This window comes from Bradyrhizobium sp. 18BD (assembly GCF_054185225.1).
Genome location: NZ_JAVAYL010000004.1, coordinates 220,809 through 239,096, shown reverse-complemented (window position 1 = coordinate 239,096; position 18,288 = coordinate 220,809). Strand labels below are relative to the sequence as shown.

The following is an 18,288-nucleotide window of genomic DNA, read 5'->3' as shown; positions in this document are numbered from 1 at the left end:
GGAGGCGATTTTACTAAAAGCAGCTCGCGCGCTTACGATGCGATATTGTGTTGCCTGGCCTCGCCCTGGGCCGCGTTGGAAACAGCCTTCCAGGCTTCCCAGATGGCGAGACGATCGGCGAAAGCGGCGCGCGCGCGCGGCAAACCTTCCGTGCCCACGAAGAGGCGCAACGGAGGGGTGTCAGCGTCAACGACCTTCAAAACCGCATCGGCCGTCGCTTGCGGATCGCCAAACTCAAGCTTTGCGCCCGCCGCGAATACCTCCGCACGTATGTTGCTGTAGGCGTTGATGACGGGCGAGATCCTGAGCGAGGCCATGCTGGCGAAGCCGGTGGCATAGGCGCCAGGCTCGAGCAGCGTGACTTTGATCCCGAAGCCGTTGACCTCCTCCGCCAGGCTTTCGTGCAGCGCTTCGATGGCGAACTTCGAGGCGTTGTAGAATCCGGTGATGGGACCCGCGACGATTCCGGCGACACTCGACACCCCGATGACGTGGCCACTGCCTTGCCGCCGCAGCAAAGGCAGCGCGGCCTGAATCACGCGAAGTGTACCGAAGAAATTCGTATCAAACTCAGCGCGGACATCGGCCTCATGGGCTTCCTCGATCGCACCAACCAGCGCGTAACCCGCGTTGTTGAGAACGACGTCCAGCCTTCCGAAATGCGTGTATGCCCGCGTCACGGCGCTTTGCACCGCCTGCGCGTTGGTTACGTCGAGCGCCATTGGCAGCACCGCCCCGCCATAGGTTTCCGCAAGATCGGCCACATCCGCGAGGATTCGCGCGGTGGCTGCAACCTTGTCGCCGCGCTTAAGCGCAGCCTCGGCCCAGATGCGTCCAAAGCCGCGGGATGCCCCGGTGATGAACCAGACTTTACCAGACATGTCGATTTCCTTGATCTCTGACCTTCCACTCTGTCGTATCGTGGAAACGTCCCACCGGCAGTAGCGGGCTGCGCCAACGAACTTGCCGCAAACGCCAAAGAAAGATGCTGGAGAAAGGCGAGACCCGCGGCTTGATCGCGATAATCCAGCGTTCATACTGCAGATGCTCTCGGCGACACCACAGCGCTCGCATCTGTTCTGCAGCGATCAGTGAATCTTGTTGCCGTGCAGCTCCCGCCAGCGGCTGGGCGTCACGCCTTCCCAGTATCGAAAAGCACGATAGAAGGAGCTTGCATCCTGGTAACCCAGCAGGCACGCGACCTCGTCGATGTCGGCCGTCGGATCCGACAGGAGCTGCCGGCCGAGCTCCTGGCGAGCCTCGACGAGAAGCTCGCGGAAGCTCGTGCCTTCTTCGGTGATGCGACGCTGGAGCGTCCGCTCACTCGTCCCGAGATCGCGCGCCACGTCCGACAATTCCGGCCGTCCGCTCGCAAGACTCCTCTTGAGCACGACCTTGACCTGCTCCTTGATGGAAGAGCGCGCTTGCAACTCGCCCAAGGCCGACGCCAGTGCCGGCGTGAGGATATCGAGCAGTTCCTGGTTGTGCCCCGGAAACGGACGATCCAGGTCGACGGATTTCAGGATGAGCACGTTTCGTGCCGCGCCATAGCGGATCGGGCAATCAAAGTAGGTCTGATACACATCGCTGGCGGGGCGAGGACGCACCAACTCGACACGCTTCGGTGTCACATGCTGCCCGGTTCCGCGGCGCCCGAGCTCGACGAGGAATGCAAAGGTCACGTCCGTCGAGATCGAGGGCTCCGGGGCGGTCGCGTACGGCCATTCGACCGTGATCGTGCACTCATCCTTGCCCTCCTTCACCTGTGGCTGCTCGGGCGAGCAAAGCCGCTTGAAGCGTACAATACGGAGCAGCCCGTCGCGGTAGTCCCTGGCGTAGAACGCGGCGAGGCTCGACGGGGGATGAACCGCCGTATCGGCGCTCTGGACCAGCTTGAGGCCGAGCCCAGGCTCGGGTTTCAACTCCTCGAGTGCCTTCCAAAGCGCAAAGAACTGATCCGTGGTGACCTGCCCCTGCTCGTTCAGATGCAAGGTCGCCGGCAGCCTGGCTTGCCGCAACAGCGCGGCCGACGGGACGCCGAGATGTTCGACGGCCTGCCAGAAGGCACGAGGGACCTTGCACCTGTCTGCGGCTATTCCACTCATCGTCAATCCCTAGCGCATCTGGCTCATGATGACGCGGTCGAACATGCGGTCCCCGAGCCACTGGCGAATCTTGATCATAGGCAAGGCATATTTGCCCGCGACGTAACGCGTCCGAGGCCTGGCCTCCTTCACAGCCTTCGACACGACGTCAGCGATGACATTCGGCTTCGTTCCACGTCCGTGGCCATAAGCGTCTCGCGTCGCTTTCGCGACCGCCTGCGTGAGCTTGGCGTAAGGCCCAGCCCCCGACCCGAGCAGCCCGTTGGCAACCACGTCGCCGAATGCCGTCTCGATCAAACCGGGTTCGATCACAACGACCTTGATACCGAACGGCGCGAGTTCGAGCCGCAGGCAATCTGACCAGCCTTCCAGCGCGTGCTTGGTCGCGTGATACCAGGCGCCCAGCAGGGTGTAGATCTTGCCCCCCATCGAAGTGATGTTGACGATGGTGCCGGAGCGTTTCTCTCTCATCTTCGGCAGCAGGAGCTGCGTCAGCCGCGCTGCACCAAACAGGTTCACTTCGAACTGATATCGCGCTTCGTCGATGCTAACGTCCTCGATGGGACCATACAGTCCGAAACCCGCATTGTTCACGAGCACGTCGACGCCATCGACTTCGTCGAGGATAACGTCAACAGCAGCCGTAATGTCCGCGTCCTTGGAAATATCCATCCGCAAGGTTCTCGCGCCAAGCTTTGAAAGGTCTTCCATCTTATCGATGCTGCGTGCAGCGACGTAAACTTGGAAGCCATCCCTGATCAGGCGCTTGGCGATTTCCTTCCCCATACCGGAAGAGGCTCCGGTGACGAGCGCCGTTCTTTTCGATTTCATGGACATGCAGACCTCTCTTGGTTCTGATTTTTATTCTGGTGCCTCCATGCAGCGATGTGACTAACCGAGCACGCCAATTGACTTGCATAATACGCCAACGTGGACGACACCCTCAAGCCATTGGTTCTATTTGGTTTTTACAAACGGTCTGCGCAAAAAGCGCGGCACCCAGGCCGCGCTTCGAAGAACGGTTCAGGATTGGCCGAAACAGCTCAGCCGCGGGCGCGGTGGAAAGAGCGGGTTTGGCCCATCGCTGGAAGTCCGAGATATCCTCTCAGGTGCATCTTGCCGTCCTTGACGGTCGCCTGGCAATTGTAGGTGCGGCCCGATGAGGCGTCGTAGATCGAACCGCCGCTCCACTCGCCATCGGCCCAACGCAATCCGGTGATGAAGACGATGTTCTTCAACGAGCGCGAACGCAGCGAGGGATCCGGATTCTTGGCGTCCTTCTTGAAGGTGACATTGTCCGCTTCCACGATCTCGTTGCCGTAAAGCATACGTGCCTGGAACTCTGCTCCAGCCCTGAACATATCGAGCTTCACTGTGCCGTCATCCGCCTCCCACGTTCCAACGATTGAATCGGAGACGGGCATCTCTCCGTGAGCCATCGGAATCAACCCGATGTTCAAGGTCGCCATGAGAACGAGAATCGCGGATCGACGTGACAATAGAGGCATTTGCATTTTTCCTAGGTTTGCGTGGCGCAAGACCGATCAGGCCGTTGGTTCGGTGGTCTCGCAGCCATCTCTAGATTTCGCTTCCGGCCTTGGCATGGGCAGAAGGCGCCAGCGAAATTGCGCAGCACGCCAATCAATGGGGCGCTCGCCGTCGAGCCCGGCTTGATGCAGCAGGCGCAAGCGATCGATCAGTGTGCCATTAGTAGCGGGTTTGTGGCGATTGGAGCTGCACACGCATTCCGCACCCTGCTTTGACTCGTCGGGCAAAACAGGGGCATACTGGCATCGTCCAAAGTTCGTCACACCCGCGCGGGAAGAAATCCGCCGCGGGTGTTTTCACGTCTGATCCCCGCCTTGGAGCGAGGGCCGCCTTCGCGCGGTCCGGTCCGCGCGTTGCGCGATGCCCCGATTGGCGCCAGGCCGCCTGCTGCTTCCGATCCTCGATGGTGGTGAGCAGAGCCTGTCACTCCGCGCGATGTTCAATTCTTCCCTGCCGCGCGCCGTCAGCTCCATCACGTATTTGCCATCAAGCACAACGCCCTTCTCGATGAAGCCGCTGCGACGCACGTTGTGCAAAGCTCGGGAACCGACGGTTGCGCAAATCAGCGCGCCCTGCCTGTCGGTCGTCTGATACAACTCGCCACGCTCAGCGGCTTCAAGGGCACGAATCTCCGGTCCCGTGAGGTGACTCTGGCGCGAACGCTGACGCGGCATCTCGAACTCCAGGCATCGGCCCACCCAACACTCGGTGGCGATGGACCCGGCCGTTTGATCTGGATCAAAGGTCTGGCCGCCCCTCAAATGGGCATGGGTCGCATAGGGTGACGACCTTTCCGCCAGAAGCAGGCGCGCTCCCGATAGCTACTTTCTCGGCTGTGCGCGCCGCGCCCACAGCAGCGCGAATGGACCCACTGCAATTCCGGCCGCGAGCACAACGAACGCGAGCAGCCAGCCGTTCGCGTTCTGCGGGCCGCCAGCCGTGTCGAGCGCGGCGCCGGTCCCCCAGGCTCCAAGTGCCGACAGGCCGAAGCCGACCGTCGAGTACAAGGCCAGCGTCGCGCCACGATGCTCGGACACAGCCGCAGCCGACATGCCTGCGGTCAACGCGCCTGAATCGGCCGGCACGGTCAGGCCGTAGGCGAGCAGCAGCAGGGCGAGCAGCCATGCCGGCGCCGTCGCGCTGAGCCCGATGACCAGCGCAACGCAGGCCGATGCGATCATCACGATGGTGATCGCGCGATGCCGGCCGAATTTCAGTGCGGCCTCGTTACCGAGAATGCTTGCGGGCATCGAGATCACCGCAAAGCAAAAGCTGAGCACGACGGGACTCAGCCACGACGGTGCGCCCTGATGCGTGACGACGAACGTCCAGAACCCGACCAGCCAGGTGCGGATGCCGTAGAGCTCGAAACAATGCGCGCCGTAGCCGAGGATGTAGCCGAGCGCTTCGCGGTTGGCGAAGACTGGTGCGAAGTTCAGCAGCCGCCCGGCCTTCGGCGCGGGCCGCCGCGCATCGATCAGGAGGCACGCGATGACCATTGCGATCGGACCGAAGCCGGTGGCGAGGAAAGCGGTCCGCCAGCCCCAGCGATCGGCGATCAGTTGCGCTACGAGGAACGAGAGGCCGACGCCAACCGAGAAGCTCGACGTGTACAGCGTGACGGCCCGCGAGGTGTCGCCGGCGGGAAGCCGGTCCGTCAGCGCCTTCAGGCCAGGCATGTAGGCGCCGGCAAATCCAAGCCCTGCAAGCGACCAGATCGCGGTCCCCGACCAGAATCCTTGCGCGAAGATGCCGAAGGCTGCGGTCGCCAGTCCGCTCAATATCGAGCCGCAGAGAAGCACGAGCCGCGCATCGATCCGGTCGGTCAACGTCGTCAGCACGGGCACCGCGAGCATGTAGCCGAATGCATAGCCGCTCGCCATCAAACCGCCTTCGGCGGCAGAGAGCCCCCATGCCGGCATCAGGTGCTGCGCCAGATTTGCAGACAACGTCACATGCGGCAGCAGATTGCCGACCTGGCCGATGCACATCACTGCAATGAGAGACCGGCCGCTCAGGCTATGAATTTTGTCCTCCCACCTGGATGGGTCCTGATGCTGTCTGATTTGCGCGGAGCAGCAGAAGCGCTGAGAATGCCGAGAGCGAGGCGAGCGCACTGATCCAGAGCGCGCCGCGACCGATATACTCCACCATCAGTCCCAGCAGCAGCGGCGCGGCAGCCCCCGTCAGCCGAGACGGGAGCGAAATCATGCCGACACGCTTCCCGAACCCCACCGGGCCAAACAGCGCCAACGGCAGCGTACCACGTGCGATCGTGATGATCCCGTTGCCGGCTCCGTAGAGAACGGCGAAAACCGGCGCAAACAACGAGCCTCCTGCGATCAACGTGACAACACCGATCGGGTTCAGGAGCATGGCCAGCCTCGCCGACAACAGCGGATGAAATCGGCCGAGGAAGCCCGCTTCCAACAGGCGAGCCCCGACCTGGGCGGGGCCGACCAACGTTCCCGCGAGTAAAGCGTGAGCCGGCGTTGCTCCAAACGCGACCAGCATCGAAGGCAGAATTGCCGAAACGCCCGAACTGACGAAGCTTGCTGCCGCGAACATGTAGGCCAGCACGCCCATCGCAAAAGCCTCGCTTTGGCGTTCAGCAGGCTGGCTTGCTCCGGACACCGGCCGGGCGGCCTCTCCGAGCGGCGTGGCGCGCGGCAGCGAGAGATTGAGCGGCAAGGCGAGGCAGATGTGGATGACCGCCCACATCTGGCAGGCCGCACGCCATCCGTACTCGGCATCCAGCCACGTCGTCAGCGGCCAGCCGACGGTGCTGGCAAAGCCGGCGATCAGCGTGATGCCGGTGATGGACTTGCGCGCGCCGGTGCCGTAGATGCGCGTCAGTGTCGCGAATGCCGCCTCATAGAGACCCGTGCCCATGCCGATCCCGAGCATCATCCACGCGGCCATCAGCATCACCACGCCATGGGCACTCGACAGCAGCAGCAAGCCTGCGGCGAACACCGCGTTCGACGCCACAAGCAGATAACGCCCGCCAAACCTGTCGATCGCATGACCGACGCGCGGCCCGAGAAGTCCGGAGATGACGAGCGCACTCGATAGCGCCGCAAACACATAGGTCGGTGCGAGGCCAAGATCCCGCGAGATCGGAGCCGCCAGCACCGCTGGAAGATAGTAACTCGATGCCCACGCGATGGTTTGCGTTGTGCCGAGCGAGATCACGACGCCGAGCGGACGCCCTGCCCAACCCACGAGACTTTGCGTCATGAGCAGCCACACCCTGCGCCGCCAGCCTTCTTCGCTGTTTCGTCGGCGGCACAGCAGGCCGAGACCTCTTCCTTGGCCGGACCGCCGCAGCATCCCGCTGCGGCCCCCGGCTCGACGCCGCCACGCGTGCAGACCCCGGTCTCCGGCAGCACGAGCTCGACGCGAGCCGCAGCTTCCTTGTCGCCGGCGATATCGGCGACGATCGAGCGGACCTGTTCGTAGCCGGTCATCATCAGGAAGGTCGGCGCGCGGCCGTAGGATTTCATGCCGGCCAGATAGAAGCCCGGTTCGTCATGCGCGAGTTCGCGCGCGCCGTGCGGACGAACCGTGCCGCAGCTATGCTCATTGGGATCGATGAGCGGCGCGAGGGCGGCGGGCGCCTCGATGGCCGGATCGAGCCGGAGCCGCAGCTCGGACAGGAACGAATGATCGGGACGAAAACCGCTCGAGACGACCAGCTCATCCGCAACCACGCTCCGCGCGCCGCAGCAGGTGCCGGCAGAAATCTTGAGACGACCTTCCGAGTCCGAAAGATGCGTAACGCCAAATTCGGTCTCGACCCTGATTTTCCCAGCCGCCACGAGTGCGGCGAAGGTGGAGCCCAGCTCGCCCCGCGCCGCCAGCTTGTCGTTGCTGCCGCCGCCAAAAGCCTTTGCCGGATCGGCGCCGCGCAACAGCCAGATGCTTTCCGTGCCGGGCACCTCGTTCGCGAGCTGCACGAGATCGATCAGCGTGCCCACAGCGGAATGGCCGGCGCCGAGAACGGCAACGGTCTTGCCGGCATATCTGGCGCGATCGGCGCCGCGCACATCCGGCATGCCATAGGCGATGCGGTCCGCTCGCTCGCGTTCACCAATCGCGGGCAAGCCGTTGCTGCCGGCGGGATTGGGCGAGAACCATGTGCCTGATGCGTCGATGACGGCATCGGCGCGCAACACCTCGGGGCCTTTGCCATTCTGATAGCGGATTTCGAAGGGCGCCTGCTCCCGGCCCTTCGTCTTCGCCTTGTCGAAGCCGACCCGGCTGATGCCGGTGACACGGCTGGAGGTCCGGATCGCCTCGCGAAGCGGTGTGCGTGCTGCGAGAGGATCGAGATATCGGTCAATCAGTTCGCCGCCGGTCGGATAGGACTGAGGGTCCGGCGAATTCCATCCCGTCGGCGCAAGCAGGCGCGCTGCCGCCTTGTCGACATTGTATTCCCACGGCGAGAAGAGCTGGACGTGCTGCCACCTGCGGATCGCGTGCGCGGCCTCGGGTCCGGCCTCGAGCACGATCGGAGACATGCCGCGTTCGAGCACATGCGCGGCCGCAGCGAGACCGACCGGCCCTGCTCCGATGATGGCAACCGTCTTGACGTTCATTCCGACTTCTCCCATCTTTCTAGAATCATCGAAGAATGGATGATGACAAAGTCACGCCGCCGTCTGCGTGTCCTTGCATCCGACTTCGTCTGCACAGCACTCCGCTGCGAGAAAATCGACCAGCCCCCGCATCGCATCGAAGTTCGCATGGCAGATCAGGGTGGTGGATTCCCGGACCTGACTGACGAGCCCGACCGCAACCAATGTCTTGATGTGATGCGACAGCGTCGATGCTGGAATCTTCAGCTTGTCCTGCAGGCGGCCCACGGGCATGCCCGGGTGCCCGGCCCGGACCAGGGCCCGATAAATCTGGAGCCGGGTTTGATTACCCAAGGCTTCCAGACGTGCTGCTGCGTCGGCGATCTTCATGGGTGCAAAGCTGCGCCTCTTCACGCCGGCCGTCAACGATATTTCTAGAATATTCGAAATAGCAGGATTTCCGATTGACGCCCTCTCCATAATTCCATAAGTCTGGATATATGGAAACGGAAGAAGCTGTCCTCGCGCTTGCAGCGCTGGCCCAACCGACCCGTCTGGAGGCCTTCCAGACGCTGGTCAGGCACGAGCCTGATGGTCTTGCCGCCGGCGACCTCGCCCGCCTGTTGGAAGTCCCCCAGAACACGCTGTCGGCGCATCTGTCGATCCTGAGCCGCGCGCGTCTCGTATCGTCCGAACGGCACAGCCGATCGATCGTCTACCGCGCCAACCTCGGCGAATTTCGCGACGTTGCCGTTTTCCTGCTCCGCGACTGCTGCGGCGGCCGGCCAGAGGTTTGTGAACCCGTCGTCGAGACCCTGCAGTCCTGCTGCTCGCCAAAACGAAAGGAGCGAGCGCGCTGATGGACAATTTCGACCTTTCGCGACGCCTTGCAGCCGAAGCGCTCGGCACCGGCATTCTCGTCGCCACCGTTGTCGGCTCCGGCATCATGGCGGAGACGCTGACCAAGGATGTTGCCCTTGTGCTCCTCTGCAACACCCTACCGACTGGCGCCATTCTCGTTGTCCTCATTACGGTGCTCGGCCCGATCTCCGGCGCGCATTTCAATCCGGCGGTCACACTCGTCTTCACCGGGAAACGCGAGCTGCCGGTGAACGAAGCGATGCTCTATGTGATTGCGCAGATCGCCGGTGGCATCGTGGGGACGATGGCCGCACACCTGATGTTCGGACTGCCCCTGCTCGATCTCTCGACGAAGGTTCGAACGGGCGGGCCGCAATGGCTGGCCGAAGCCGTCGCCGCCTTCGGGCTGGTCGCGACGATCCTGGCCGGCGTCCGCTTTCAGCGGACAGCGGTCTCCTGGCTTGTCGGCCTCTACATCACCGCGGCCTATTGGTTCACGGCCTCGACATCGTTCGCCAATCCGGCGGTCGCCATTGCGAGATCGCTGACAAACACGTTCTCGGGCATTCGTCCCACCGACCTGCCCGGATTCATCCTGGCGGAGCTCTGCGGAGCTTTCGCCGGCTTGCTGTTGATGAATTGGCTGCTTGGACGGACCAGGGTCCGCGGCCCTGTCCCAATCGCAGAGACAACCCGATGAGCATCACGATCTATCACAACCCCAACTGCGGCACCTCGCGCAACACGCTGGCGATGATCCGGCAAAGCGGCATCGAGCCTGTCGTGATCGAATATCTGAAGACGCCGCCATCACGCGAAACGCTCAAGCAACTGGTCGCGGCGATGGGATTATCGGTCCGCGCGTTGCTGCGCGAGAAGGGGACGCCCTACAAGGACCTTGGCCTCGACGATCCCAAATGGTCCGATGACGAGCTGATCAACCAGATGCTCGCGCATCCCATCCTGATCAACCGTCCGATCGTGGTGACGCCAAAGGGCACGCGCCTGTGCCGTCCCTCCGAAGCCGTCGTCGATCTCCTGGACAATCCCGTCGGCCGCTTCGTGAAGGAGGACGGCGAGGTGGTGGAGGCGCGTTAGGCCGGCGCTGACTGGTGAGGCGTGACTCGGCGGGCAAAACTGGACTGGCAACATCAAAAGTTCGTCTCACCCACGCGGAGAAATCAGCCGCGGGCATTTCATGTCGCACCAGAAGCAGCCCGGGTCAGCAGATTTCTCTGGTTCCACCTGCGGTCAGCTTGCGCCATCGATTTGTAAGCGCCGAGGTTCCAGGAGTGACGGGCCTGATCCGATCACCTGCAGTGCTCCTGGAGAGCTGGACGGGGCCGGTTCCGCGTCGAGCCTTTGTCCGTGCCAAGCCAAAAAGGTTCAATCGATGCGATGACTTCGCTCCCCCGAACGCGGGGAGTTCATCATTGTCTCGGTTTGTCAATGTGATAGCCTTCACAGACGGTCGCATTAGGCTGTTGTAGGCTGGGCTCTCGCGTTCGAAAGTTTGTGGAGTCCCCGCTATGGGCGAAATTCGCAACTTCAGATCGGGAAGTCAGGATGAGCCGCCTCCGCAGGGAGTGGGGCCGCGTCGTCTTGCAGCGATCATCGTCGGCGATATCGCCTCCTACAGTCGCTTGATGCAAGCCGACGAGGAAGGCACGCACGTCCGCGTGAAGCGGATCGAGCGGGACCTCATCCAGCCCAGCATCGTCGAGCATCATGGAAGCCTCGTGAAGACGACGGGCGATGGCTTCATCGCCATCTTCGACAGCCCCGTCGAAGCCGTTCGATGCAGCATCGTCATCCAGCAGAACCTGATCGGCCGTAACGCCTCGCTCCCCAAGCATTCGCGGATCGAGTACCGGATCGGCGTCAATCTCGGCGACGTCATTGTGGAGCCGGACGATGTCTACGGCGACGGTGTCAACATCGCCACACGCATCGAGGGCCTTGCCGAACCGGGGCAGGTCTACATCTCAGGCGCGATCTACGAGCAGATCAAGCACAAGGTCGTGTGTGGTTACGAGTCGCTTGGGGATCGCAAGGTCAAGAACATCACCGATCCCGTGCGCGTTTATCGCGTACTGCCGGATGCCGACGCGGTCGGCAGGACGCGCGGCCGCCGCGAGAATGCCCTGATCTTTCTCCTGGGCATCACGCTGCTGATCATTGCCGCCGGCGCGCTGTGGTATCTGCTGGCTTTGCCGCGCGGGAAAGTGGGCGAGCAGGTCGCCATGCCGACCGCCTCTCCTGCTCCGTCGCCTGCGCAGTCACCGCCGACTCCAGAACGCCAAGCGGCGGCGCCGATGCCGCAGCCGTCGCCCTCGCCGGCTGCGTCGCCCTCACCGCCCGCCCCAGCGCCGAGCCCAACGGCGGCGCCCGTTCGCGAGCCCGAGATGATCGCCATTCGCGGCGGTAGCTTCGCAATGGGCAGCAATGATGATCCGACCGAGCGGCCTGTTCACCAGACCACAATCAAGCCGTTCTCGATCGGCAAATATCCAGTGACGGTTCAGGAGTGGAACGCTTGCGCGGCGGCCAAGGCCTGCGGCTTCACCGCCAGCGGCCGGGACGATGCGCCGGTCACCAATGTGAGTTGGACCGACGCGCAGCAATATGTCGCTTGGCTGGCGCAGACGACGAAGAAGGCCTATCGCCTTCCGAGCGAAGCTGAATGGGAATATGCCGCGCGCGGCGGAACGCAAACCAAATATTGGTGGGGCGACAAGCTTCAGCCCGGCATGGCCGGGTGCAAGGATTGCGGCGATGCCGCGGCCGAGCAGCCGGCGAAAGTGGGCAGCTTCAAACCCAATCCATTCGGACTCTACGACATGGGTGGTGCCGTCGATCAGTGGGTCGAGGATTGCTGGCATAAGACGTATCAGGGTGCGCCTGGCGACGGATCGGCATGGCGCGGCCCGGACTGCACGTCGCATGTCCTGCGCTCGGGCTCCTGGAAAAACGATTCCAGATATGTCCGGGCGTCAAATCGCGATGGCTACGACACCAATGTTCGATACCCGACTCACGGCTTCCGCGTCGCGCTCGATCCTTAAAGCGCGATGAGATGAGGATGAATCGTCACTTTGGGTTGTTGTTTGAGCATGATCGTTTCGAAAAACCGCTGCGCACTTTTCCGGATCATGCTTTAGTTGCGGGGAGTAGGTCTGATGCAAATCCTGCGCTGCCTTGCGCTGTCGGCGATGCTCGCATTGCTGCCGGCTGTCGCCTATCCACAGGGCAAGGCCGCCCCCAAGGACGCAAAGCTCTATTTCATCACGCCCCATGACGGGCAGAAGATCCGTGCCGGGTTCTGGGTTCGGTTCGGCTTGCGCAACATGGGTGTGACGCATGCGGGCGATGACTACCAGAACGCAGGCCATCATCATCTGCTGATCGACGTCAGCGACCCCATCGATCCCAAGGAGCCGATTCTGCAGGACAAATCGCATCTGCATTTCGGCGCGGGGCAGACCGAAACGTTCCTCGAGCTTCCGCCCGGGACTCACACGCTCCAACTGGTGCTGGGGGACGCCAAGCACTATCCGTTCGAGCCGCCGATCGTATCGGAGAAGATCACCATACGCGTCAGGCCGCCGGTTTCAGCGCGGCAAGGTAAATAGCAAGCCCGGATCGGCAAAATATTCGATTTCCTGACAACGCCTATTCGGCGGCCTGCGGCGTGCGCAGCGGATGTTCTTCCTCAGAGGTCGCACGCTCGCCCGGCGGCAGCCCCCGCCCCTTCACCAGGCCGAAGATCGCGGGGATCACGATCAGCGTCAGCAGCGTCGATGACAGCATGCCGCCGATCATCGGCACCGCAATGCGCTGCATGATCTCCGATCCGGCGCCGGTGCTCCACATGATCGGCAGCAGGCCCGCCATGATGGCGACGACGGTCATCATCTTGGGCCGGACGCGCTCGACGGCGCCGACCATGGTGGCGTCATTTAGATCGCGGCGCGTGAGGCGCCGACCTTCGGCATCTCGCATGGCCTTCATCTCGGCCAGCGCGTGATCGAGATAGATCAGCATCACGACGCCGGTCTCGGCGGCGACGCCGGCGAGCGCGATGAAGCCGACGGCGACGGCGACGGACAGGTTGAAGCCGAGCCACCACATCATCCAGATGCCGCCGACCAGCGCGAACGGCAGCGACAGCATCACGATCAGGGTTTCGGTCATCGCCCTGAAGTTCAGATACAGCAGCAGGAAGATGATCGCGAGCGTCACGGGCACCACGATCTTCAGGCGCGCGGCGGCGCGCTGCAGATATTCGTACTGGCCGCTCCAGACCACGTAGTATCCGGGCGGAAACTGGATGCTGTCCGTCACCGCGCGCTGCGCGTCGGCGACGTAGCTGCCGATGTCGCGATCCCTGATGTCGACGTAAATATACGTCGAGAGCTGCCCGTTCTCGGTTCGGATCGACGTCGGTCCCCTAGCCAGCTCGACCTTGGCCACCTCGCCGAGCGGCACCGCGCCGCCCGCCGGCATCGGCACCAGGATGTCGCTGGCGATCGCCGCGGGATTGTCCCTGAGGTCACGTGGATAGCGCATGTTCACCGTGAAGCGCTGCCGGCCTTCCACGGTCGTCGTGACCGTCTGGCCGCCGAGCGCGGCCGCGATGGTGTCCTGAACGTCCTGGATCAGGATGCCGTAGCGGGCGAGCGCTTCGCGGTCCGGCACGATCTCGAGATAGTAGCCGCCGATGCCGCGCTCGGCGTAGGCCGACGAGGTGCCGGGGACGGTCTTGATGACGCGCTCGATCTGCTTCGCCAGCCGATCGATCTCGACGAGATCGGTACCCATCACCTTGACGCCGACAGGCGTGCGGATGCCGGTGGACAGCATGTCGATGCGCGCCTTGATCGGCATGGTCCAGGCGTTGGACACGCCGGGGAATTGCAGCGCCTTGTCCATCTCGGCGATCAGGCCGTCGACGGTGACGCCCGCGCGCCACTGCTCCTTCGGCTTCAGATTGACGATCGTCTCGAACATTTCCGTCGGCGCAGGATCGGTCGCGGTCGCAGCGCGTCCCGCCTTGCCATAGACCGAGGCGACTTCCGGGAAAGACTTGATGATCCGGTCCTGCATCTGCATCAGCTCGGCCGCTTTAGTGACCGAGATGCCGGGCAGCGTCGTCGGCATGTAGAGCAGCGTGCCTTCGTCCAGCGTCGGCATAAACTCAGTGCCGAGCTGCCGCGCCGGCCAGATCGTCACCGCGAGCACGGCGAGCGATGCCAGGATTACCAGCGTCTTGGCACGCAGAACGCCCCTGATCACGGGACGGTAGACCCAGATCAGGAAACGGTTGATGATGTTCCTGCTCTCGGGGACGATCCTGCCGCGAACGAAGATCACCATCAGCGCCGGCACCAGCGTGACGGACAGCAAGGCCGCCGCGGCCATCGAAAAGGTCTTGGTGAATGCCAGCGGGCTGAACAGCCGTCCCTCCTGCGACTCCAGCGTGAAGATCGGCATGAACGACACCGTGATGATCAGCAGGCTGAAAAACAGCGCGGGGCCGACCTCGGACGCGGCATCGATCAGGACCTGGACGCGCGACTGACCGGGCCCGGCACGTTCGAGGTGCTTGTGGGCGTTCTCGATCATGACGATTGCGGCGTCCACCATGGCGCCGATCGCGATCGCGATGCCGCCGAGGCTCATGATGTTGGAGCCGAGCCCGAGCAGCTTCATGGCGCCGAACGCCATCAGCACGCCCACTGGCAGCATCAGGATCGCAACCAGCGCGCTGCGGACGTGCAGCAGGAACACGATGCAGACGAGCGCGACGACGATGCTCTCCTCGAACAGGGTGTGCTTGAGCGTATCGATCGCCGCATAGATCAGGTTGGACCGGTCGTACACCGGCACGATCTCGACCGACTTGGGAAGGCTGCTCGCGATCTCGTTGAACCGCTTCTTGACGTTCTCGATGACGTCGAGGGCGTTGACGCCGAAACGCTGCAGCACGATGCCGCTTGCGACCTCGCCCTCGCCGTTCAGCTCGGCAATGCCGCGCCGCTCGTCGGGACCAAGCTCGACGCTGGCGACGTCGCGCAGCAGCACCGGCGTGCCGCCAGAGGTCTTCAGCACGATGTTGCCGAGATCATTGATGCTCTTGATGTAGCCCCTCCCGCGGATGACGTATTCAAACTCCGAAAGCTCGACGGTGCGGCCGCCGACGTCGGAATTGCTGGCGCGGATCGCCTCGCGGATCTTCTGCATGCTGATGCCGCGGTCGCGCATCCGCTGCGGGTCGAGGACCACATTGTACTGCTTGACGAAGCCGCCGATGCCGGCGACCTCGGCAACGCCTTCGGCCTTGGCCAGCGCGAATTTCAGATTCCAGTCCTGGATCGTGCGGGTGTCCGCCAGGTTCAATTCCTTGGATATCACCGCATACTGGTAGACCCAGCCGACGCCGGTCGCGTCGGGCCCGATGGTTGGGGTCACCCCGGCAGGAAGCCGCGAGGCCGCACCGTTGAGAAACTCCATGACGCGCGAGCGCGCCCAGTAGATGTCGGTGCCGTCCTCGAAGATCACGTAGACGAACGACACGCCGAAGAACGAGAAGCCGCGCACGACCTTCGATTTCGGCACCGTCAGCATCGCCGTCGTCAGCGGATAGGTGACCTGATCCTCGATCACCTGCGGCGCCTGGCCGGGATACTCTGTGTAGACGATGACCTGCGTGTCCGAGAGATCCGGGATCGCATCCAGCGGAAGATGAACCAGCGCATAGAGGCCGGCGGCGGCCGCGAATCCGGTGCCGAACAGCACCAGCAGCAGGTTGCGCGCCGACCAGGCGATGATGCGGGCGATCATTTGCGATCTCCCATCGCGGGCTCGGAGCCGTTGGCGCGGGGCGCACCTTCCGCAAAGCCTTTCAGCGCGGCCTTCAGATTGCTCTCCGCATCGATCAGGAAGTTGGCGGAGGTGACCACCGCCTCGCCGTCGGCAAGACCATCTCGCACCTCGACGTAGCCGCCGCCGCGCCGGCCGAGCTTCACCTCGCGCGGCTCGAAGCGCCCTTCTCCCTTGTCGACGAGGACGGCCTGCCGGCGGCCGGTGTCGAGCACCGAACTATCGGGCACCGCCAGCACGGGCGCGGCATCAGCCGTATCGATGTCGGCATCGACATACATGTCCGGCAGCAGCACAGCGTCGGGATTGGCGAGCTCGATCCTGACACGGACGGTTCGCGTGTCGCGGTTCACCTGCGGATAGACGAGTGCGATCCTGCCGCTGAAGCTCCGGCCGGGAAAGCTCCGCGCGCGCACCGCCACGGACTGCCCGACCGCGACATTGCCGAGATCGCGTTCGGCCACGTCGACCAGTGCCCAGACCACCGAGGTGTCGGCGATACGAAACAGTACGTCGCCGGGATTGGCCCGCATGCCCTCGATCGCGTTGCGTTCGAGCACGACGCCGTCGCGCGGCGCCGACCAGCGCAGCGTGACGGGCGCGGTATGCGTCCTGTCCATTTCCGCGATGGCGGATTCGGGAACGTCGAGATTGACCAGCCGCTGCCGCGCGCCGCGGCCGTACATCTCGACGCCGCCGACCGTCTTGGAGGTGATGGTCGCGAGATATTCGGCCGCCGCGGAGGCGACCGCGGAACTGTAGATCTCCATCAGCGGCTGCCCGGCCTTCACGCGCGTGCCGGTGGTCACATCGGAAACCTTCTGCACGAAACTCTCGGCGCGCATCGCGATGACGGAGACGCGGCGCTCATCGAGCTGGATGGTGCCGGGCGCCTTCACCGCGACGCGGATGGCGCGCCGCGCGACCGGCTCGGACTTCACGCCGGTGCGCTGGATCCTGCCGGGCGAGAGTTTGACCGTGCCGTCGTCGACATCGTCGCCTTCGTAGACGGGGACATAGCTCATCCCCATCGAATCCTTCTTCGGCACGGGCGAGGTATCCGGCAGGCCCATGGGATTGCGGTAGTACAGGATTTTTCGCGAGGGCTCCGGCTGCGGCTGCGGCTTGGTCTCCACCGGGAGCGCCTGAGCGTCGTCATAGACCGGCAGATAGTCGCGCCCGCGGTCGTCCTTCCTGGGACCCGCGGACCACAGCGGCGCGCCTGAGGGGTCGCGGTAGTAGAGCGGCGCTCGGTCCGCGGCCGCCGCAGGCGGCGCGAACTCGCCCTTCGTGTATCCGAAGGCGAGGCTGCCGCCCAGCACGAAAATCGTCAGAAGACGCAGCGTTTTCATGGCGTGTCTCCGCGCACCCGGGAGCGCGCGTCCGTGTCAATGGAAGAGGGAATGTCGGGCGCCGCCCAGCAGCGCCCGAGCGCTCACTTGGTCGCCGTGACGATCACCTTGCCGGTGACGGTCTCCGGTTCGCCCTGCACCTTCACGGACAGCGTCACCTGGTAGCGGCCGGCCATCGGCAGGTCCGTCCTGAAGGCGTAGACGCCGGGCTCCTTCGACGGCAGCGGTGCGACCGCCGACTCCATCTCGGCCATCCCGTCCGGGGCCATGTCGACACGGGTCTTGAAGATGACGGCGTCGGACACCGGCTTGCCGGTTTGCCTGTTGGTCAGGCGAACGGTGAGCGTGACGTCCTCGCCCTTCTTCATTTGCGGATTAACCGGCTCGAAATTGTAGTCTCCGGCGCCCGCCATCGCGGCGGAAGCGGCAAGCGAAAGGGTGGCGGCGAGAGCCGCGGTGCTGAATTTGGCAAGCATTGTCCAGTCCTCATGAATTGATCTTCCGCCGCGGCGCATCGTGCGCGCACGTCAGTCGTCGTCGCGAGCAGCCCTGCTGCTCGCGTCTTCAGGCTTTGCGAGATCAGATTCGAGGAGGTCGGAAGGGAGGACTGCCGCCGCGGTAGGAGGCGACCTGATCCTCAGGGATGGCCATCGTGCTCGCCGCAACGGCAAGATGTTCGAAGGCGACGGGCCTGACGTCACCGAGCGCGACGATCCCGCCGATGCAGCAGAAACCCATCCCGCACTTGTAGCCGCCGGTGTGCGAGCCTGTTCCCTTCATGTCGGGACAACACTCGTCCATCGACATCTCGGCATCGCCGCCCATGGTCGTCTGCAGGTTGTCCGGCGACATCGCGATCTCGGCCGCGGACACACCAACGGGCAGCATCGCCAGGGATATGGCGATGGCAAATGCCAGGATGGTACGAACGAACCGCATCGATGAGACTTACCCTCTGGG

At 63.7% G+C, this 18,288-nt stretch carries 18 protein-coding genes; 5 read left to right on the top strand and 13 right to left on the bottom strand.

The features are described 5' to 3' along the window. Positions 1-32 precede the first annotated feature (32 nt). The 9 genes from RAD16_RS09500 to RAD16_RS09460 all read right to left on the bottom strand — a co-directional run bounded on the left by RAD16_RS09500 (position 33) and on the right by RAD16_RS09460 (position 8,623). On the bottom strand, positions 33-881 hold the full coding sequence (locus RAD16_RS09500) for an SDR family NAD(P)-dependent oxidoreductase (RefSeq protein ID WP_458157609.1): 849 nt from the start codon (positions 879-881) through the stop codon (positions 33-35). A 207-nt stretch (positions 882-1,088) separates the two neighbouring features. Further along, positions 1,089-2,105 (bottom strand): AraC family transcriptional regulator ligand-binding domain-containing protein, encoded by a 1,017-nt coding sequence (locus RAD16_RS09495; RefSeq protein ID WP_458157608.1) that lies wholly within the window; start codon positions 2,103-2,105, stop codon positions 1,089-1,091. Positions 2,106-2,114: 9 nt separating this feature from the next. Beyond that, entirely contained in the window at positions 2,115-2,942 is an 828-nt protein-coding gene (locus RAD16_RS09490; RefSeq protein ID WP_458157607.1) for an oxidoreductase, read from the bottom strand. 206 nt (positions 2,943-3,148) lie between these two features. Continuing rightward, complete coding sequence (locus RAD16_RS09485) at positions 3,149-3,529, bottom strand: DUF2147 domain-containing protein (protein ID WP_458157799.1); 381 nt, start codon at positions 3,527-3,529, stop codon at positions 3,149-3,151. A gap of 420 nt (positions 3,530-3,949) precedes the next feature. After that, positions 3,950-4,327 carry a hypothetical protein gene (locus RAD16_RS09480; RefSeq protein ID WP_458157606.1) on the bottom strand — a complete coding sequence of 126 codons (378 nt, stop codon included), beginning with the start codon at positions 4,325-4,327 and terminating at the stop codon, positions 3,950-3,952. A 147-nt stretch (positions 4,328-4,474) separates the two neighbouring features. Beyond that, positions 4,475-5,644, bottom strand: coding sequence for an MFS transporter (locus tag RAD16_RS09475; protein WP_458157605.1), 1,170 nt, complete (start codon positions 5,642-5,644; stop codon positions 4,475-4,477). A 28-nt stretch (positions 5,645-5,672) separates the two neighbouring features. Then, positions 5,673-6,893, bottom strand: a complete 1,221-nt coding sequence (locus tag RAD16_RS09470) for an MFS transporter (RefSeq protein WP_458157798.1) — start codon at positions 6,891-6,893, stop codon at positions 5,673-5,675. Continuing rightward, positions 6,890-8,254, bottom strand: a complete 1,365-nt coding sequence (locus RAD16_RS09465; RefSeq protein WP_458157604.1) for an NAD(P)-binding domain-containing protein — start codon at positions 8,252-8,254, stop codon at positions 6,890-6,892. Before RAD16_RS09465 ends, RAD16_RS09470 begins: the two co-directional genes overlap by 4 nt. Positions 8,255-8,305: 51 nt before the next feature. Next, positions 8,306-8,623, bottom strand: coding sequence for an ArsR/SmtB family transcription factor (locus RAD16_RS09460; protein WP_458157603.1), 318 nt, complete (start codon positions 8,621-8,623; stop codon positions 8,306-8,308). Between the two features lie 110 nt (positions 8,624-8,733). Between RAD16_RS09460 and RAD16_RS09455 the strand changes: the two genes are divergently transcribed. The 5 genes from RAD16_RS09455 (at position 8,734) to RAD16_RS09435 (ending at position 12,726) form a co-directional block, all read left to right on the top strand. Next, a complete protein-coding gene (locus tag RAD16_RS09455; protein WP_458157602.1) occupies positions 8,734-9,093 on the top strand; it encodes an ArsR/SmtB family transcription factor in 360 nt (119 codons plus the stop codon). Continuing rightward, positions 9,093-9,794, top strand: a complete 702-nt coding sequence (locus tag RAD16_RS09450) for an aquaporin (RefSeq protein ID WP_458157601.1) — start codon at positions 9,093-9,095, stop codon at positions 9,792-9,794. Before RAD16_RS09455 ends, RAD16_RS09450 begins: the two co-directional genes overlap by 1 nt. Continuing rightward, the gene (gene arsC / locus RAD16_RS09445; protein ID WP_458157600.1) at positions 9,791-10,192 is read left to right on the top strand and encodes an arsenate reductase (glutaredoxin); all 402 of its coding nucleotides are present in this window, start codon (positions 9,791-9,793) and stop codon (positions 10,190-10,192) included. Before RAD16_RS09450 ends, arsC begins: the two co-directional genes overlap by 4 nt. A 431-nt stretch (positions 10,193-10,623) precedes the next feature. Continuing rightward, positions 10,624-12,159 carry an SUMF1/EgtB/PvdO family nonheme iron enzyme gene (locus tag RAD16_RS09440; RefSeq protein ID WP_458157599.1) on the top strand — a complete coding sequence of 512 codons (1,536 nt, stop codon included), beginning with the start codon at positions 10,624-10,626 and terminating at the stop codon, positions 12,157-12,159. Between the two features lie 114 nt (positions 12,160-12,273). Continuing rightward, the gene (locus RAD16_RS09435) at positions 12,274-12,726 is read left to right on the top strand and encodes a DUF4399 domain-containing protein (RefSeq protein WP_458157598.1); all 453 of its coding nucleotides are present in this window, start codon (positions 12,274-12,276) and stop codon (positions 12,724-12,726) included. 40 nt (positions 12,727-12,766) lie between these two features. On the opposite strand, the gene RAD16_RS09430 is transcribed toward RAD16_RS09435, so the two are convergent. The 4 genes from RAD16_RS09430 to RAD16_RS09415 form a co-directional block, all read right to left on the bottom strand. Then, positions 12,767-15,937 carry an efflux RND transporter permease subunit gene (locus tag RAD16_RS09430; RefSeq protein ID WP_458157597.1) on the bottom strand — a complete coding sequence of 1,057 codons (3,171 nt, stop codon included), beginning with the start codon at positions 15,935-15,937 and terminating at the stop codon, positions 12,767-12,769. Continuing rightward, positions 15,934-17,328 carry an efflux RND transporter periplasmic adaptor subunit gene (locus RAD16_RS09425; RefSeq protein WP_458157596.1) on the bottom strand — a complete coding sequence of 465 codons (1,395 nt, stop codon included), beginning with the start codon at positions 17,326-17,328 and terminating at the stop codon, positions 15,934-15,936. Before RAD16_RS09425 ends, RAD16_RS09430 begins: the two co-directional genes overlap by 4 nt. Before the next feature lie 83 nt (positions 17,329-17,411). Next, complete coding sequence (locus RAD16_RS09420; RefSeq protein ID WP_458157595.1) at positions 17,412-17,804, bottom strand: FixH family protein; 393 nt, start codon at positions 17,802-17,804, stop codon at positions 17,412-17,414. 103 nt (positions 17,805-17,907) lie between these two features. Next, complete coding sequence (locus RAD16_RS09415; protein ID WP_458157594.1) at positions 17,908-18,267, bottom strand: hypothetical protein; 360 nt, start codon at positions 18,265-18,267, stop codon at positions 17,908-17,910. Between the last annotated feature and the right edge of the window lie 21 nt (positions 18,268-18,288).

Excerpts from the sequence above, each read along its gene's own strand:
- RAD16_RS09500 (WP_458157609.1), bottom strand. The coding sequence starts at position 881 with ATGTCTGGTAAAGTCTGGTTCATCACCGGGGCATCCCGCGGCTTTGGA.
- RAD16_RS09495 (WP_458157608.1), bottom strand. The coding sequence starts at position 2,105 with ATGAGTGGAATAGCCGCAGACAGGTGCAAGGTCCCTCGTGCCTTCTGG.
- RAD16_RS09490 (WP_458157607.1), bottom strand. The coding sequence starts at position 2,942 with ATGTCCATGAAATCGAAAAGAACGGCGCTCGTCACCGGAGCCTCTTCC.
- RAD16_RS09485 (WP_458157799.1), bottom strand. The coding sequence starts at position 3,529 with ATGCCCGTCTCCGATTCAATCGTTGGAACGTGGGAGGCGGATGACGGC.
- RAD16_RS09480 (WP_458157606.1), bottom strand. The coding sequence starts at position 4,327 with ATGCCGCGTCAGCGTTCGCGCCAGAGTCACCTCACGGGACCGGAGATT.
- RAD16_RS09475 (WP_458157605.1), bottom strand. The coding sequence starts at position 5,644 with ATGTGCATCGGCCAGGTCGGCAATCTGCTGCCGCATGTGACGTTGTCT.
- RAD16_RS09470 (WP_458157798.1), bottom strand. The coding sequence starts at position 6,893 with ATGACGCAAAGTCTCGTGGGTTGGGCAGGGCGTCCGCTCGGCGTCGTG.
- RAD16_RS09465 (WP_458157604.1), bottom strand. The coding sequence starts at position 8,254 with ATGAACGTCAAGACGGTTGCCATCATCGGAGCAGGGCCGGTCGGTCTC.
- RAD16_RS09460 (WP_458157603.1), bottom strand. The coding sequence starts at position 8,623 with ATGAAGATCGCCGACGCAGCAGCACGTCTGGAAGCCTTGGGTAATCAA.
- RAD16_RS09455 (WP_458157602.1), top strand. The coding sequence starts at position 8,734 with ATGGAAACGGAAGAAGCTGTCCTCGCGCTTGCAGCGCTGGCCCAACCG.
- RAD16_RS09450 (WP_458157601.1), top strand. The coding sequence starts at position 9,093 with ATGGACAATTTCGACCTTTCGCGACGCCTTGCAGCCGAAGCGCTCGGC.
- arsC (WP_458157600.1), top strand. The coding sequence starts at position 9,791 with ATGAGCATCACGATCTATCACAACCCCAACTGCGGCACCTCGCGCAAC.
- RAD16_RS09440 (WP_458157599.1), top strand. The coding sequence starts at position 10,624 with ATGGGCGAAATTCGCAACTTCAGATCGGGAAGTCAGGATGAGCCGCCT.
- RAD16_RS09435 (WP_458157598.1), top strand. The coding sequence starts at position 12,274 with ATGCAAATCCTGCGCTGCCTTGCGCTGTCGGCGATGCTCGCATTGCTG.
- RAD16_RS09430 (WP_458157597.1), bottom strand. The coding sequence starts at position 15,937 with ATGATCGCCCGCATCATCGCCTGGTCGGCGCGCAACCTGCTGCTGGTG.
- RAD16_RS09425 (WP_458157596.1), bottom strand. The coding sequence starts at position 17,328 with ATGAAAACGCTGCGTCTTCTGACGATTTTCGTGCTGGGCGGCAGCCTC.
- RAD16_RS09420 (WP_458157595.1), bottom strand. The coding sequence starts at position 17,804 with ATGCTTGCCAAATTCAGCACCGCGGCTCTCGCCGCCACCCTTTCGCTT.
- RAD16_RS09415 (WP_458157594.1), bottom strand. The coding sequence starts at position 18,267 with ATGCGGTTCGTTCGTACCATCCTGGCATTTGCCATCGCCATATCCCTG.